General features: G+C 61.9%; 13 protein-coding genes. 5 read left to right on the forward strand and 8 right to left on the reverse strand.

Going from position 1 to position 13559, the window contains the following annotated elements; translation table 11 throughout:
- Positions 1-29: 29 nt before the first annotated feature.
- The 3 genes from ATY80_RS03830 to ATY80_RS03840 form a co-directional block, all read right to left on the reverse strand.
- On the reverse strand, positions 30-1322 hold the full coding sequence (locus ATY80_RS03830) for an MFS transporter (protein ID WP_088691119.1): 1293 nt from the start codon (positions 1320-1322) through the stop codon (positions 30-32).
- Entirely contained in the window at positions 1319-1996 is a 678-nt protein-coding gene (locus ATY80_RS03835; RefSeq protein WP_088691120.1) for a FadR/GntR family transcriptional regulator, read from the reverse strand. Before ATY80_RS03835 ends, ATY80_RS03830 begins: the two co-directional genes overlap by 4 nt.
- A 450-nt stretch (positions 1997-2446) precedes the next feature.
- Positions 2447-3358: a pirin family protein gene (locus ATY80_RS03840; RefSeq protein ID WP_088691485.1), complete on the reverse strand. Its 912-nt coding sequence runs from the start codon at positions 3356-3358 to the stop codon at positions 2447-2449.
- 263 nt (positions 3359-3621) lie between these two features.
- On the opposite strand from ATY80_RS03840, the gene ATY80_RS03845 reads away from it, so the two are divergent.
- Entirely contained in the window at positions 3622-4431 is an 810-nt protein-coding gene (locus tag ATY80_RS03845) for a class II glutamine amidotransferase (protein ID WP_088691121.1), read from the forward strand.
- Here ATY80_RS03845 and coaBC read toward each other — a convergent pair.
- Positions 4421-5629 (reverse strand): bifunctional phosphopantothenoylcysteine decarboxylase/phosphopantothenate--cysteine ligase CoaBC, encoded by a 1209-nt coding sequence (coaBC, locus tag ATY80_RS03850; RefSeq protein ID WP_088691122.1) that lies wholly within the window; start codon positions 5627-5629, stop codon positions 4421-4423. The two genes, ATY80_RS03845 and coaBC, sit on opposite strands and share 11 nt — an antisense overlap.
- Before the next feature lie 124 nt (positions 5630-5753).
- On the opposite strand from coaBC, the gene ATY80_RS03855 reads away from it, so the two are divergent.
- Both ATY80_RS03855 and ATY80_RS03860 read left to right on the forward strand, forming a co-directional pair.
- Entirely contained in the window at positions 5754-6161 is a 408-nt protein-coding gene (locus ATY80_RS03855; RefSeq protein ID WP_088691486.1) for a DUF2946 family protein, read from the forward strand.
- A 65-nt stretch (positions 6162-6226) separates the two neighbouring features.
- The gene (locus ATY80_RS03860; protein ID WP_088691123.1) at positions 6227-7597 is read left to right on the forward strand and encodes a PepSY domain-containing protein; all 1371 of its coding nucleotides are present in this window, start codon (positions 6227-6229) and stop codon (positions 7595-7597) included.
- 111 nt (positions 7598-7708) lie between these two features.
- Here the strand turns inward: ATY80_RS03860 and ATY80_RS03865 are convergent, their stop codons facing one another.
- On the reverse strand, positions 7709-8458 hold the full coding sequence (locus ATY80_RS03865) for an SDR family oxidoreductase (RefSeq protein ID WP_088691124.1): 750 nt from the start codon (positions 8456-8458) through the stop codon (positions 7709-7711).
- Between the two features lie 128 nt (positions 8459-8586).
- Entirely contained in the window at positions 8587-9351 is a 765-nt protein-coding gene (locus ATY80_RS03870) for an SDR family oxidoreductase (RefSeq protein WP_088691125.1), read from the reverse strand.
- A gap of 130 nt (positions 9352-9481) precedes the next feature.
- On the opposite strand from ATY80_RS03870, the gene ATY80_RS03875 reads away from it, so the two are divergent.
- A complete protein-coding gene (locus ATY80_RS03875; RefSeq protein WP_088691126.1) occupies positions 9482-10387 on the forward strand; it encodes a LysR family transcriptional regulator in 906 nt (301 codons plus the stop codon).
- Here ATY80_RS03875 and ATY80_RS03880 read toward each other — a convergent pair whose 3' ends face one another.
- A complete protein-coding gene (locus ATY80_RS03880; protein WP_088691127.1) occupies positions 10388-11260 on the reverse strand; it encodes a LysR family transcriptional regulator in 873 nt (290 codons plus the stop codon).
- Positions 11261-11356: 96 nt separating this feature from the next.
- On the opposite strand from ATY80_RS03880, the gene ATY80_RS03885 reads away from it, so the two are divergent.
- A complete protein-coding gene (locus tag ATY80_RS03885) occupies positions 11357-12637 on the forward strand; it encodes an MFS transporter (RefSeq protein ID WP_088691128.1) in 1281 nt (426 codons plus the stop codon).
- 28 nt (positions 12638-12665) lie between these two features.
- Here the strand turns inward: ATY80_RS03885 and ATY80_RS03890 are convergent, their stop codons facing one another.
- Positions 12666-13544 carry a DMT family transporter gene (locus ATY80_RS03890; RefSeq protein WP_088691129.1) on the reverse strand — a complete coding sequence of 293 codons (879 nt, stop codon included), beginning with the start codon at positions 13542-13544 and terminating at the stop codon, positions 12666-12668.
- Positions 13545-13559: the final 15 nt, after the last annotated feature.

Consider the following 13559-nt stretch of genomic DNA (forward strand, 5'->3'; position numbering starts at 1 on the left):
GAGGAAATCAACAGATGGTGAGGCGGACGTCAGTCCGCCTTCTCAATCGTGCGCGCATTCACATATTGCGCCCGACCAGCGTTCCAGCCATTGATGGCGGCGCCGGCACCAAGCACCACGAAAAGCACCGCCGACCATGCAAAGCTGCCGGTCCAGCTCCGGATGAGCCCGACCACGAGCGGACCGATCGCAGCAAGCAGGTAGCCGACGCACTGCGCCATGCCCGAAAGGTGGGCGGCCACATGCGGATCGCGCGAGCGCAGCACGATCGTCGTCATGGCGACAGCGATCAGGCCGCCCTGACCGATGCCCTGCAGCACGGCCCAGACCCAGACGGTTGAGAGCGGCGCAAACAGCAGGCCGAACAATGCAACGACGGCAACGGCGCAAAGCGACGCGTTGATCACGCGCTGATCCTTGCCGCGTACCGCGACCTGCGGGGCAACCAAGCATGCCGCGGCCTGAACCATTACCGATACTGAAACGATCGCTCCGGCGGTAACAGCGTCAACCCCGCGCTCACGCAGGATCGGAACGAGCCAGCCGAAGACACAATAGGCCAGGGCTGATTGCAGCCCCATAAAGAGCGTGACCTGCCAGGCCAGGCGGTCGCGCCAGAGCCCTTGGACGGAAAAGCCGCCGCGCTTGACCTGATTTTTGGTGGACAGCACTTGCGGCAACCAGATGATCGCGACGATCAGCGCAGGTAGTCCCCATCCTGCCAGCGCACCGGAGAGAGAGCCGCCGAGAATGCGCTCGAGCGGCAGCGTAAAGCCCGCGGCGCTTGCCGCGCCGGCGCACAGTGCCATCGTGTAGAAGCCGGTCATCAATGCGGCACGATCGGCAAAGTCACGCTTGACCAGGCCCGGCAGCAGCACGTTCCCGACAGCGATGCAAGCGCCGGCGAGAGCGGTGCCGGCGAAGAGCAGCGGAATCGAGGAAAAGCCACGCAGCGCTGTCCCAAGCGCCAGCAGAACGAGCACGCCGAGAAGCGTGCGCTCTGCGCCGATCCGCTGAGCAAGCCGCGGCGCCAGTGGCGAGAAGGCGCCGAGGCAGACGACGGGCAGCGTGGTCAGCAGGCTGGCGCCGAGCGACGAGAGGCCGAGTTCGGTCTTGATTTCGGGCAACAGAGCGGAGGCACTGGAAAAGACAGGACGCAAATTGAAAGCAATCAGAACAAGGCTTGCCCCGAGCAGAAATCGCACCGCGGTGCTACTGCCAACCGGCGGTTGCGGCTGCGGGACGCTATCGGCTTCGGCGTCGATAAGCTGTTCGTCCGCCAGATCGTAGGCGTAGGCGGAATCCTGAAGGGGTGTTGTCATGAATGAAGCATCCGGTCGAGAGCGCTGATGATGGGGGCCATGAAGCGGCGAACGGCTGCATCGGCCCGTTGCGGATCGCCGGTGGCGATCGCGTCGATGATGTCGGCATGCGCCCGCATATCAGGTTCGGGAATCTCGGCATCCAACGTCGCCTCAATTGTTTCGGCAATCGAGGCGGAAAAGAACTGATAGATTTCGATCATCGCGCGGTTGGCGCTGGCAGCAATAATCGCCTTGTGGAAGGCAAGATCTCGTTCGACGAAGGCGCTCTTGTCGCCACCTTCGAAATTGCCTCGCTTGGCGAGAAGTACCCGTAACTCCGCAATGATCTCAGGGGTTTGTCGTACCGCCGCCAGTCTCGCGGCCTCAACATCGAGCGCGCATCGGGCTTCGAAGAGGTCGCGCAGACCAGCGCGGCGCGCCATCGTGAGCGGCAGCCTCGTATCCGTGGTCGAGAGCACGTAGGTTCCAGAGCCTTGGCGCGTCTCGAGCAGCCCTTGCGACACCAGCACCCGCACCGCCTCGCGGACAGTGCCGCGACTGACGGAGAGCATGGACGATAGCGTTGCCTCGTTGGGCAATTTCTCGCCAACGGCCCACCGCTTTTTCAGAATGTCGGCGCGGATTGCCTCAATGGCCGTGTCCGCAAGCTTCGTTTTTGCAAGTGGTTCCATCGCCCGTATTCGTAAGGTCATCTGATGACTTTACGAATACTCCCGGAGTATGGCCTTCGTCAATGCAGTGCTGAAAATGGAAAAGGGCCGCGTGAAGCGACCCTTTCCATGAGTTCTGGCCCTGTAAATGGCCGGACCGTCAAAGCGATCCCAGGAAGGTTGGCTTAGAGCGAGGGCTGCCTCGCTTTCATCACCACTTCCATGCCTTTTACGAGGTCTGAAATCTCATTAGACATTGGATCACCTTCCTTTCGTTCTGTTGTAGATGAGAAGAAGGTAGGATGATTCGCCCGCGATGCAAGAAAAAATCCCGACCAAGGTCTCGCCACAACTTTCGGGCTACGCGATTTCATCTCCGCGCCGCTGGCAATACTGCAATGTTTACAATGGTATATTGCCGTATTGCATCGAAGTGCGGCTTCAACATCAAGGCCTGTGGATTAAGCCGGCTCAATGTGCTGCTTTGATGAAGGTGCCGTTCTGCAGTTCTCGCATCGCCTGCATGATCTCCTCGCGGGAGTTCATGACGATCGGCCCGTGCCAGGCGACGGGCTCCTCGATCGGCTTGCCTGAGACGAGCAGAAAGCGAATGCCTTCGTCGCCGGCCTGCACGGTTACCTCGTCACCGCTGTCGAAGACGACGAGCGTCCGGTTGCCGGACATATCGCGGATGTTCAACTCTTCACCGTTGACTTCCTTCTCGACACGGACGCCGAACGGCTTGGAGGCGTCGCGGAACGTGCCGGAGCCTGCGAAGACATAGGCAAAAGCGTTGCGGTAGGTGTCGACCGGCAGGCGCTTCTTCTTGCCTGGCGGCACCGAGACATCGAGATAGATCGGTTCGGCTGCCACGCCATCGACCGGGCCTGCCTTGCCCCAGAAGTCGCCGCAGATCACGCGAACGGCCGTGCCGTCGTCATCGACCACAACGGGAATGTCGGCGGATTTGACGTCCTGATAGCGCGGCGCCGTCATCTTCAGCGACGAGGGCAGGTTGGCCCAGAGCTGGAAGCCGTGCATGCGTCCGGCGAAATCGCCCTTCGGCATTTCCTGGTGCATGATGCCGCTCCCGGCCGTCATCCACTGGATGTCGCCGGCGCCCAGCAGACCGCGATTGCCGAGGCTGTCGCCGTGCTCCACCGTGCCGGCGAGCACATAGGTGATCGTCTCGATGCCGCGGTGCGGATGCCAGGGAAAGCCGCGGATATATTCCGCCGGATTGTCGTTGCGGAAATCGTCCATCATCAGGAACGGATCGGTCATCGACGGATCTCCGAAGCCGAAGACGCGATGCAGCTTCACGCCGGCGCCTTCCATGGTCGGAGTTGCAGTGCTCATATGCTTTACGGGACGGATCGACATGGCATCCTCTCGAAGGTTCAACTTGACCGGAAATATAGCCATCGATCCGGCCTCTGCGAAACCAGCGGAGGCGGGAACGCACTGTTCACAAAAGAAGATGCGGCATCGCGCAATGTGATCACGCCAACCGTCAGAAATTTGTCATCTTCTGCTTGCAAGCCACAACGCGGTTCAGATCTTATTAACCATCAGATTCGACAATTGTTGTCGCGTTTCAGCATTTCTTCCGCCTCCAACGGAGCGGATTCCGGAGTGGAAAGAGCATGTGTCGCTGGGCAGCCTATCGCGGAGACCCCCTCTATCTGGAGGAGCTGGTGTCCTCGCCCGCGCACTCCCTGATCGAGCAGTCGCATTGCGCCACCCGGGCCAAGACCCCAACCAATGGCGACGGCTTCGGCATCGCCTGGTATGGCGACCGCCCGGAACCGGGCCGTTATCGCGATACCTTGCCGGCATGGTCCGACTGCAATCTGAAGAGCCTTGCGCGGCAGATCCGCTCACCTTTGTTCCTCGCGCATGTGCGCGCGGCGACGGGTGGCGGCACCCGTCGTGACAACTGTCACCCTTTCACCTTCGGCAACTGGTCCTTCATGCACAACGGCCAGATTTCGGGCTTCGAACGGCTGCGCCGTCCCATGGAGGCCATGCTGGATGACGAACTCTTCACCGCCCGCGGCGGGACGACCGATTCCGAACTGATGTTCCTGCTCGCCCTGCAGTTCGGTCTGCAGCAGACGCCGGTGGCCGCGATGGCGGAGATGATCCGCTGCGTTGAAGGCCTTGCCGAGAAGCTGCTTGGATCGGTGCTGCTGCGCTATACCGCGGCCTTCTCCGATGGCAAGGCGCTCTATGCGATCCGCTACGCGACGGACTGCAAGGCGCCGACGCTTTACGCCTCACCGCTCGGCAAGGGTTATTGCCTGGTGTCGGAACCGCTCAATGATGACGTCGATGCCTGGGCGGAAATCCCGGACGGCAGCGCGGTTACGCTCGGCGACAATGGTCTCGATATCGCACCGTTTCGTCCAGTACAGGCGGTGGCAAGGACCGGCCCGCTGGCGATCACTGCTTGAGTCTTTCGGCAATCATTGCCGCCAGCCTCGTTGCGACCTCTTCCTTCGCAAGATCCGGCCACAGCTCGATGCCACTGTGGGTGACGATCTTCACCCTGTTGCGGACACCGCCCATGATGCCTGTTGCCGGCGAAACATCGTTGGCGACGATGATATCGGCACCCTTACGATCAAGCTTTGCCCTGGCGTTACTCTCGACATCCTGGGTCTCGGCCGCGAAGCCGATCACCAGTTTTGGCCGCATCGTGTGATGGCCGACCGTCTTTAGAATATCGGGATTTTCAGTCAGCGCGAGCGTCGGAATGGATTCGCCCGGATGCTTCTTGATCTTCTGGTCGGCGGCTGATGCAACGCGCCAGTCAGCGACGGCCGCAACCATCACGGCAACATCGGCCGGCAGCGCGGCAAGCACGGCATCCCGCATTTGGTCCGCTCGCTCGACATGGATCACCTTTACGCCGACCGGATCCGGAATGGAGACCGGTCCGGAAACAAGCGTCACATCCGCGCCGAGCGTCGCAAGTGCTGCGGCGATCGCATGTCCCTGACGGCCGGAGGAGCGATTGGCGATGTAGCGCACAGGGTCGATCGGCTCATGCGTTGGCCCGGAAGTGACGATGGCCCGACGACCGGCCAGCGGCTTCGGCCGATCGCTGAGCAAAGTTTCTGCCGCAGCAACGATCTCCAGCGGCTCGGCCATGCGGCCCACACCCGCTTCGCGGCTCTCCGCCATCTCGCCTGGCATGGGTCCGATGAAGCGAATGCGGTCGCCGCGCAGGGTCTCGACATTACGCTTCGTCGCGGGATGCGCCCACATATGCGGGTTCATGGCGGGTGCCGCAAGCACCGGTCGGTCGGTCGCGAGCAGAACGGTTGAGGCAAGATCGTCCGCAAGCCCGTTTGCCAGCTTGGCGAGCAGGTCTGCCGTCGCCGGCGCGATCACGACAAGGTCGCAATCGCGCGCCAGCCGGATATGGCCGACATCCTGCTCGTCCTGCCGTGAGAAAAGGTCGGTGAACACATGGTCGGCAGCAAGCGCGCCGACGGCAAGCGGCGTCACGAACTCTTGGGCGCCCTTGGTCATCAGCGGTCGCACCGACGCGCCGCGCTCCCTGAGCCGCCGGATCAGGTCCAGGCTTTTATAGGCCGCGATCCCGCCTGATATGATGAGGAGGATGCGTTTGCCGCTGAGAACCATGGCTTTTTCCATCGACTATCTGATTGCATCAAACCCTAAGCCTTTGGGGAACAATAAGCAATCGGCACCGGAAGCGTTATCGGTCGCAGTGACAATGCCGCCCTTCTGTGGCATGGAGCGAAGCATGGGGACCATGCGGAGCATCTTGCGCGATCGGGTGTCGGCCAGCGCCGTCGCGCTGTTGTTCGCCTGTCTGCTTTTGATCCAGGGGCTGCTGAGCGGTACTGCCCAAGGTGCCATGGCGGCGTCCGCCGCTGATCCCTTCACCGTCATTTGCTCCTCGGACGGACACGGTTCCGTCAATGATGCCGGACACGGTAATTTGCCGGCGAAGAAAGCGCCGGAATGCCCGTGCGGCACGCTCTGCCGCCTGGCATCTGCAGCCATGCCGGCAATTCTCGGCGGGCAGGCGGGTCCTCTTTATGTCGCGGTCGAGACCGCGATCGACACAACGATCCGAGCGGATGAGGTCGTTTCTCTTGCTCTACGCGGACGAATCGCCGAACCGCGTGCGCCTCCCATCATGGCCTGACGTCGTCGTCGTCCGCCTCCACGCCTGTTGCGCAGAGGTCGATTTTCTTACGTTGGGAGTCCTCCATGTCCGATCTTATTATCGGTCGCGAGAGTGTTGGCGCTTCGGTGCGCTCCGCCTCCGACCTCTACCGCGCTGTCTGGCGTTGGCATTTCTACGCAGGCCTTCTCGTCCTGCCTTTCATGATTACGCTGGCAATCACCGGCGGCCTTTATCTCTTCAAGGATGAGATCGATGCGGCGATCCATTCCGATCTCAAGCGCGTCGCAGTGCAGCCGGGCGTAAACTGCGCAGCGCCTTCAGCGATGGTGGCTGCCGCCCTTGCTGCCCACCCCGGGATCGCGGTCAAGTTCACCGACCCGGCCACGCCCGACGCCTCTGCCGAAATCACCGTCGGCACCGAGGCGGAAGGCAAACTTGCCGTCTACGTTAATCCCTACACCGCTAAAGTGCTGGGTGCATTGCCGGATCGCGGCACCGTCATGTGGACGATCCGCTACCTTCACAGCTTCAAATATTTCGAAAGCTACGCACGCATGCTGATCGAGATCGCCGCCGGATGGTCGATCCTGCTGGTTGCCACGGGCATCTATCTGTGGTGGCCTCGTCGGCAGACCGGGGGCGTTTTTTCCGTTCGCGGCACGCCGAAGCGGCGGGTCTTTTGGCGGGACATGCATGCCGTGACCGGCATCTTCGTCGGCTTCTTCATCGTCTTCCTGGCCATCACGGGCATGCCGTGGTCCGGCATCTGGGGCGGCAAGGTCAATGAATGGGCGAACGGCAATAACTTCGGCTATCCCGCCGGCGTCCGCGTCGCCGTACCGATGTCCGACGAGCACCTCGATCACATTGCCAAGACCTCGTGGTCGCTGGAGCCGGCGCAGGTCCCGCAGTCTCCCGGGCACGCGCATCATGCACAGCCGATCGGTCTCGACGCCGCCGTCGCCACCTTCGACCGTCTTGACCTGCATCGTGGCTACGCCGTCAACATACCGACCACAGCGGATGGCGTGTTTACCGGATCGGTCTATCCCGATGACCTTACCAAGCAGCGGGTCGTACATCTCGACCAGTATTCCGGAACGCCGCTGATCGACATGAGCTACGCCGACTACGGCCCGCTCGGAAAGTCGCTCGAGTGGGGCATCAATACCCATCTCGGCCAGCAATTCGGGCTTGCGAACCAGCTCGTGCTGCTTGCCGCTTGTGCGGCGATCATCCTGCTTGCGGTTTCGGCTGCGATCATGTGGTGGAAGCGGCGCCCGGCGGGCTCGCTCGGCGTCCCGCCTTTACCTGCTGACAAGCGCGTGTTTCGCGGTCTGATCGCGATACTCGCTGTCGGCGGGGTGATCTTCCCGCTCGTTGGCCTGTTGCTCATCGTTATGCTCGGCTTGGATTGGCTCTACATCAGGTGCAGAAAATTACGATCGACCTGACATCGCTGGGAGGCGGACACGCTCGCGTCGCCTCCGGTCGATAGACAGCAGAAGGGCTGCGGATGAGAGGATCCGCAGCCTTTTTCACGCACCTCTGATAGCTGCCCTGTCCTAGAGGTTGCTCATCCCGCCATCGATGACGAGTTCGCTGCCGACGATGTAGGCAGCCTCGTCGGAGGCGAGGAAGATGATGGTCTTGGCAACTTCGCCGGCATCGCCGAAGCGGCCGACCGGGATCTGTGACTGGATCTGCGAAGCCATCGCCCTGGAGTCGGCTTCCGACATGCCGAACTTGCCATAGAGCGGTGTCGCGATCGGACCGGGGCTAACCGCGTTGACGCGAATGCCGCGGCCGATCAGTTCGCCGGAGAGCGTCTTTGCAAGCGTCAGCAGCGCGCCCTTGGTCAGGGCGTAGACGCTTGAGTTCGGCATGCCGATATGGGCATTGATCGACGTGTTGAGGACGATCGAAGCCTGCTTCGAAAACAGCGGCAGCAGTGCCTGGATCAGGAAGAACGGGCCCTTGACGTTGATCGCGATCGACTTGTCGAAGGCTTCCTCGCTCCATTGTTCGAGCGGGCCGAATTCGGCCACGCCGGCATTGACGAAGAGGATATCGAGATGTCCGAAGGCATCCTTGATCGCGCCGGCGACGGTCTTCTGGCCGGCGGCATTGCCGGCATCCGCCTGGATGACCAACGCCTTATCGCCGAACTCGGCGCGGGCCGCCTCGACACTCTTTGCGCTGCTGCCGGTGAGAGCGACACGAGCGCCCTCGGCGATGAATTGACGGGCAGTTTCGAGGCCGATGCCGCTGGTGCCACCAGTGATGAGGGCCGTCTTGTCTTGTAGGCGTGCCATTGTCGTGGGTCCTTGTGATTTGGGCGGGCCAGCGGCCCTTTGATGTCTGGGAGAATGAGACGAAAAGTCGGCTACGATAATCCGCTCTTTCGGAGAGCGTCCACAGTCAGAGCGGATAATCCGTGGCCTCAGGTGCGGGTAATCGATGCGCCACCGTCGACCAGCGAAGCCGTGCCAGTGACGAAGCTGGAGTCGTCGGATGCGAAGTAGAGCACGGAGCGGGCAAGTTCCTCAGGCGCTGCGACACGTTTCAGTGCATGCAGATTGGTGATGAAGCTCTGCTTGTCCTCAGTGTCGTTCATCTCACGATACATGTCGGTGTCGACAGCACCCGGCAGAACCGCGTTGACGCGCACGTTCTTTTGGCCGAACTCGGCAGCGAGCGCCTGCGTCAGGCCGATGAGGCCCGACTTGCTGGCGGCATAAGCGGCGACGCCCGGGAAGGCGAAGCTGTAGCCGACGAAGGTCGAGGTGAAGATGACTGAGCCGCCGCCGTTCTCTTCCATCTGCCCGATCTGGTGCTTGGCAGCCAGAAAAGACGCGGTCAGGTTGATCGTCAGCGCCTCAGCGAAACCAGCCTCCGAAACGCCGGTGCTGGGGCCTGCTTCGCCAAGGATGCCGGCATTGTTGAAGGCAACATCGAGCTTGCCGTAGCGGCCAACCGCGGTAGCAACCAGCGCCTTGTGATAGTCTTCCGAGCGTACATCGCCGGCAACAGCCACGGCCTGTCCGCCAGCTGCTTTGATCTCTTCGACGAGGCTATCAAGTTCGGCCTGGCGGCGCGCGCCGACAACGACCTTTGCGCCTTCGGCGGCAAAGAGCTTGGCGGTTGCACGGCCAATGCCGGCACTCGCGCCGGTGACGATGGCGATTTTTCCATTCAAACGGTTCATTGTTCCATCTCCAGTGGTGGGTTGGGTTGGGATGGCGATTGCCGTCCCTTTCGATGGGCAGAAGATGGCATTTTCCATTCGTTCGGATTAGTCTCCAAATGGTGGAACTCGAATTCGGATTTGCCGAACGATGATCAGGGTTGAGGGAATAACGGCTTTCGTGGCGATTGTGGAATCCGGCTCGGTCAGTGAGGCCGCCCGGCGCCTGCGGCTGTCAAAGTCCGTCGTCAGCGAGCGGCTGGCGGAGCTCGAACGATCGCTTGGCGGTGTGCTCCTGCATCGCACCACGCGAAAACTCACCCTGACGGAAGACGGCACGGCCTTTCTGAAACGCGCGACGCGGATCGTTCAGGAAATCGAGGAAGCCACCGCCGAGATGGCGGTACGCCGCGGCACGCTTTCCGGTCCGCTGCGCATCGCCGCTCCCGTCACCTTCGGTCGCATGCATCTTGGCCCCGCGCTCTACCCGTTCCTGGCCGAGCACCCCGACATCCAGCTGCTGCTCGACATCGACGACCGTCGCGTCGATGTCTCCTCGGAAGGGTATGATGCCGTGATCCGGCATGGCCCCATCGTCGACTCCCGACTGGTGGCGTGGAAGCTTAGCCGCAGCCGCCGGCTTTTGATCGCGTCACCGGACTATCTCAGCCGCCATGGTGTGCCAAAGACCCTTGCCGAGCTCGACGGCCATAAAGGCATTTTCTATACCAATCGGGGTGTCGCGGACTGGCGGTTCCAGACGCCGGATGGAGCGATCGTCGTGCGGGCAAGTCAGGCCCTCGGCATGAACAACGGCGACATGATCCGCGATGCCGCCGCCGCCGGTCTCGGCATCGCGCTTCTGCCAGCCTTCATCGCTGGTCCTGCAATCAGCGCGGGGCAGCTACAGGAGATCGACGTCGGCTACAAACCGGAAGCCGAGTTCATCTATATGGCGCATCCGGAGGGCCGCAATCCCTCCGCAAAGTTGCGCGCCGTCGCCGACCACTTACGCAAGACCTTCGGCGATCCGCCCTATTGGGATCCTGCCGGCTGATCAGATGAGGCTCATCATGTTTGCTGCGACGCGCGAGCGCTGAGCCCTCAGCACCGCAAGGCCGAGACGCGCTACCAGTGGCGGCCCCTCGATCGGCCGGTAGGCCACGCCATCGAGGGCCAGATGGGCGATCGAGGCCGGTACGATCGAGACGCCGAGATCGGCGGCGACAAGATTGACGACCGATGGGATCTGCGGCGCCTCCTGTGTCACCATCAACTCGAAACCGGCATCGCGGCAGCCGCGCACGATGTCGTCATAGAGGCTGAGGCCAACCGTGCGTGGGAACAGAATGAAAGGCTCGCTGGCAAGTGCCGAGAGCGGCACCTTCTCGTATTTCGCGAGCGGGTGGTGCGCCGGCAGGGCGATCAGCATCGGCTCATCGGCCAGCCGCTTCAGCGTGACGTCTTTCGGATCCTCCAGACCTGGCCTGATGAAGGCAACGTCGATTTCTTCGCCCAGCAGTTTCTCCATCAACCAGTTGCTGTTCATCTCGCTCAGCGAAAGGCTGACATCGGGCCACTGTCCGCGAAAGCGGCGGATTGTGCCGCTGACCGCCGTGTTGAAGGCAGAGGATGCGGTAAAGCCAAGCGCCAGCCGCCCCGTCTCGCCGCGCGTCGCACGCTGTGCTGCGAGCTTCGCTTTCTCGGCCGCCGCGACGGCAGCCCGTCCTTCCGGGAGGAAGGCATTGCCTGCCTCCGTTAGCTCCGCCCCGTGCGGAACGCGATGAAAGAGCGCGGCCCCGATCTCGTTCTCAAGGTCGCGGATTTGCTGGCTGAGCGGCGGCTGGCCGATGCCGAGCTTCGCCGCGGCGCGGGTGAAATTTCCCTCTTCGGCCACCGCCAGGAAATAGCGGATATGGCGCAACTCCATCGGTATCTCCAAAAGCTATCAAGAATGGCAGTGTCATATATTGGACAAATGATGGCGCGCTGGCTAGATCAAAAGGCGTGAAAGGTTGGTGCCCTCATGCAACGCGCCGCAGACAAGCTCTTAGACGTCTCCGAAATCCACCCGCGTCCAAATCTCCAGCTCGTGCGAACGACGGCGGAACCGCAGGACAAACAGTTCCTGCTGCGCGGCACCTCGTCCTATCGGCGCGCCAGCCTTGCACTCTTCCTCTCCGGCTTTGCTACCTTCTCGCTGCTCTATTGCGTGCAGCCGCTGATGCCGATCTTCGCTGCGGACTTCGCAGTCAGCCCAGCCGCGAGCTCACTGTCATTGTCGCTGTCGACCGGTTTCCTCGCCGTCGCCATCTTCTTTGCGGCGGCCGTCTCCGAAAGCTTCGGCCGCCGCAGCCTGATGTTCGTCTCTCTGCTTGGCGCTTCGCTCTGCACGATCGCCTGCGCCCTCGTGCCGAGTTGGCACACGCTGCTCGTGATCCGTGCGCTTGAAGGGCTGTTGCTCGGCGGCGTGCCGGCCGTTGCCATGGCCTATCTCGCAGAGGAGATCGATCCCCGTGGTCTTGGCGCCTCGATGGGCCTTTATATCGCCGGGAATGCGTTCGGTGGCATGGCTGGCCGCGTCGTCACCGGCACACTGGCTGAATTTTTCTCCTGGCGCATCGCGTTGGGTGCGCTCGGCCTGCTCGGCCTTGCTGCGGCAATCGGCTTCTTCCTGCTGCTGCCCGCATCGCGCAATTTTACGCCGCGCAAGGGTTTTGATGTCCGGTTTCACGTGAGGGCCTGGGTCGGCCATATCAGCAATCCGGCACTGCCGCTGCTCTTCGCCATCGGCTTTCTCGCCATGGGCACCTTCGTCACGGTCTACAACTACATCGGCTTCCGCCTCGTTCAGCCGCCATACAACCTCAACCAGACAGAGCTTGGCCTGATCTTCACGGTCTACCTCTTCGGCATCGCCGCCTCGTGGATTGCCGGCATGCTCGGCGACCATATCGGTCACTTCATCGTTCTTCCGGCCGGCATCGCGGTCGCGGCCTTGGGTGTGGCAACAACGCTCTCATCCTGCCTGCCACTGATCGTCTTGGGCATCGTGCTGCTGACATCGGGCTTTTTCGTTGCTCACTCGGTGGCTAGTGCGCTCGTCGGGCGCCTTGCGCGTGCCACGAAGGGACATGCTTCCGCGCTTTACCTGCTGTCGTACTACGTCGGCTCAAGCGTTGCCGGGTCGGTCGGCGGCTACTTCTGGGGCGCCGACGGCTGGAATGCCGTCGTGCTCTTTACGCTGTCGCTGCTTGCGCTCGGCACGGTGGCGGCGCTTGTCGCCGCAAGGGTGGCGAAACGGTAGTGATCATTTTCGAGAAACCATAAGCCGACTACACGCTTTTCAGCGTGCGCCGCGCCTGCTGCGACGCCGTCATGCCGCTACCGAGATACCAGAAAACAGAGATCAGGATAATCACGCCACCAATGATCGTGGAGAGAGTTGGCGTCTCGGAGAAGGCGAGCCAGACCCAGAGCGGGCCGAGCACGACATCCAGCAATCCGATCAATCCGGCCTCGCTGGATGGGATATAGCGGCCGCCGGTCATAAAGAGCAGGTAAGCAATTCCCGATGTCGTCGATCCGAAGACGGCAAGCACCAGGATTTCCTGCGGGCTCGGCAGCGTGTGAGACATCAAGGGCAGGCAGAGCAGCACACAGAAGCCGGATCCAAGCGCGTTGACCGGCGCCAGCCGCAGTGCGGGATAGCGCCGCGCTGCCACAAGCAAGATGCTGAAGGTTAGTGTCATCAGAAACGCCAGCGCATTGCCGGCAATGTCCTGGGGTCTCGCTCCGAAACCTGCAACGATAAGGATGCCGACGAAGGCGATCATACTGGCGATAAGCACACGTTTGCTGATCTTCTCCCTTAGCCAAAGATAAGCGATGGCTGCGGCGACGAAGGGAACGGTCGCATAGATCGCCAGAACGTTGGCCACGGTCGTCAGTTTCAGCGCGCCAATATAGCCATACATCGAAATGGCGGCCATCAGACCAAAGAGGGGATAGAAATAGAACGGCACCTTGCCGGGCTCCGCGCTGATGCGCTTCTTGGCCAGAATGATGATCGTCAGTGCCAGCCCGCCGAACAGCGAGCGCCATCCGAGCACGGTCCAGACATCGAGGTCGAGCGCGCGGACGAAGAGCCCCGCGGTGCTCCACATGATCGTAGCAATGCTGACGAGGAGCATACCGTAGGCGCGGGGCTGCATGGCGGGTCCGTTCGT

This window comes from Rhizobium sp. R711 (assembly GCF_002211365.1).
GTDB lineage: Bacteria > Pseudomonadota > Alphaproteobacteria > Rhizobiales > Rhizobiaceae > Rhizobium.

Bases quoted from the DNA above. Each gene is read 5' to 3' on its own strand.
- ATY80_RS03835 (WP_088691120.1), bottom strand. From the start codon at position 1,996: ATGGAACCACTTGCAAAAACGAAGCTTGCGGACACGGCCATTGAGGCA.
- ATY80_RS03865 (WP_088691124.1), bottom strand. From the start codon at position 8,458: ATGGCACGCCTACAAGACAAGACGGCCCTCATCACTGGTGGCACCAGC.
- coaBC (WP_088691122.1), bottom strand. From the start codon at position 5,629: ATGGTTCTCAGCGGCAAACGCATCCTCCTCATCATATCAGGCGGGATC.
- ATY80_RS03845 (WP_088691121.1), top strand. From the start codon at position 3,622: ATGTGTCGCTGGGCAGCCTATCGCGGAGACCCCCTCTATCTGGAGGAG.
- ATY80_RS03830 (WP_088691119.1), bottom strand. From the start codon at position 1,322: ATGACAACACCCCTTCAGGATTCCGCCTACGCCTACGATCTGGCGGAC.
- ATY80_RS03840 (WP_088691485.1), bottom strand. From the start codon at position 3,358: ATGTCGATCCGTCCCGTAAAGCATATGAGCACTGCAACTCCGACCATG.
- ATY80_RS03860 (WP_088691123.1), top strand. From the start codon at position 6,227: ATGTCCGATCTTATTATCGGTCGCGAGAGTGTTGGCGCTTCGGTGCGC.
- ATY80_RS03875 (WP_088691126.1), top strand. From the start codon at position 9,482: ATGATCAGGGTTGAGGGAATAACGGCTTTCGTGGCGATTGTGGAATCC.
- ATY80_RS03855 (WP_088691486.1), top strand. From the start codon at position 5,754: ATGGGGACCATGCGGAGCATCTTGCGCGATCGGGTGTCGGCCAGCGCC.
- ATY80_RS03870 (WP_088691125.1), bottom strand. From the start codon at position 9,351: ATGAACCGTTTGAATGGAAAAATCGCCATCGTCACCGGCGCGAGTGCC.
- ATY80_RS03885 (WP_088691128.1), top strand. From the start codon at position 11,357: ATGCAACGCGCCGCAGACAAGCTCTTAGACGTCTCCGAAATCCACCCG.
- ATY80_RS03880 (WP_088691127.1), bottom strand. From the start codon at position 11,260: ATGGAGTTGCGCCATATCCGCTATTTCCTGGCGGTGGCCGAAGAGGGA.
- ATY80_RS03890 (WP_088691129.1), bottom strand. From the start codon at position 13,544: ATGCAGCCCCGCGCCTACGGTATGCTCCTCGTCAGCATTGCTACGATC.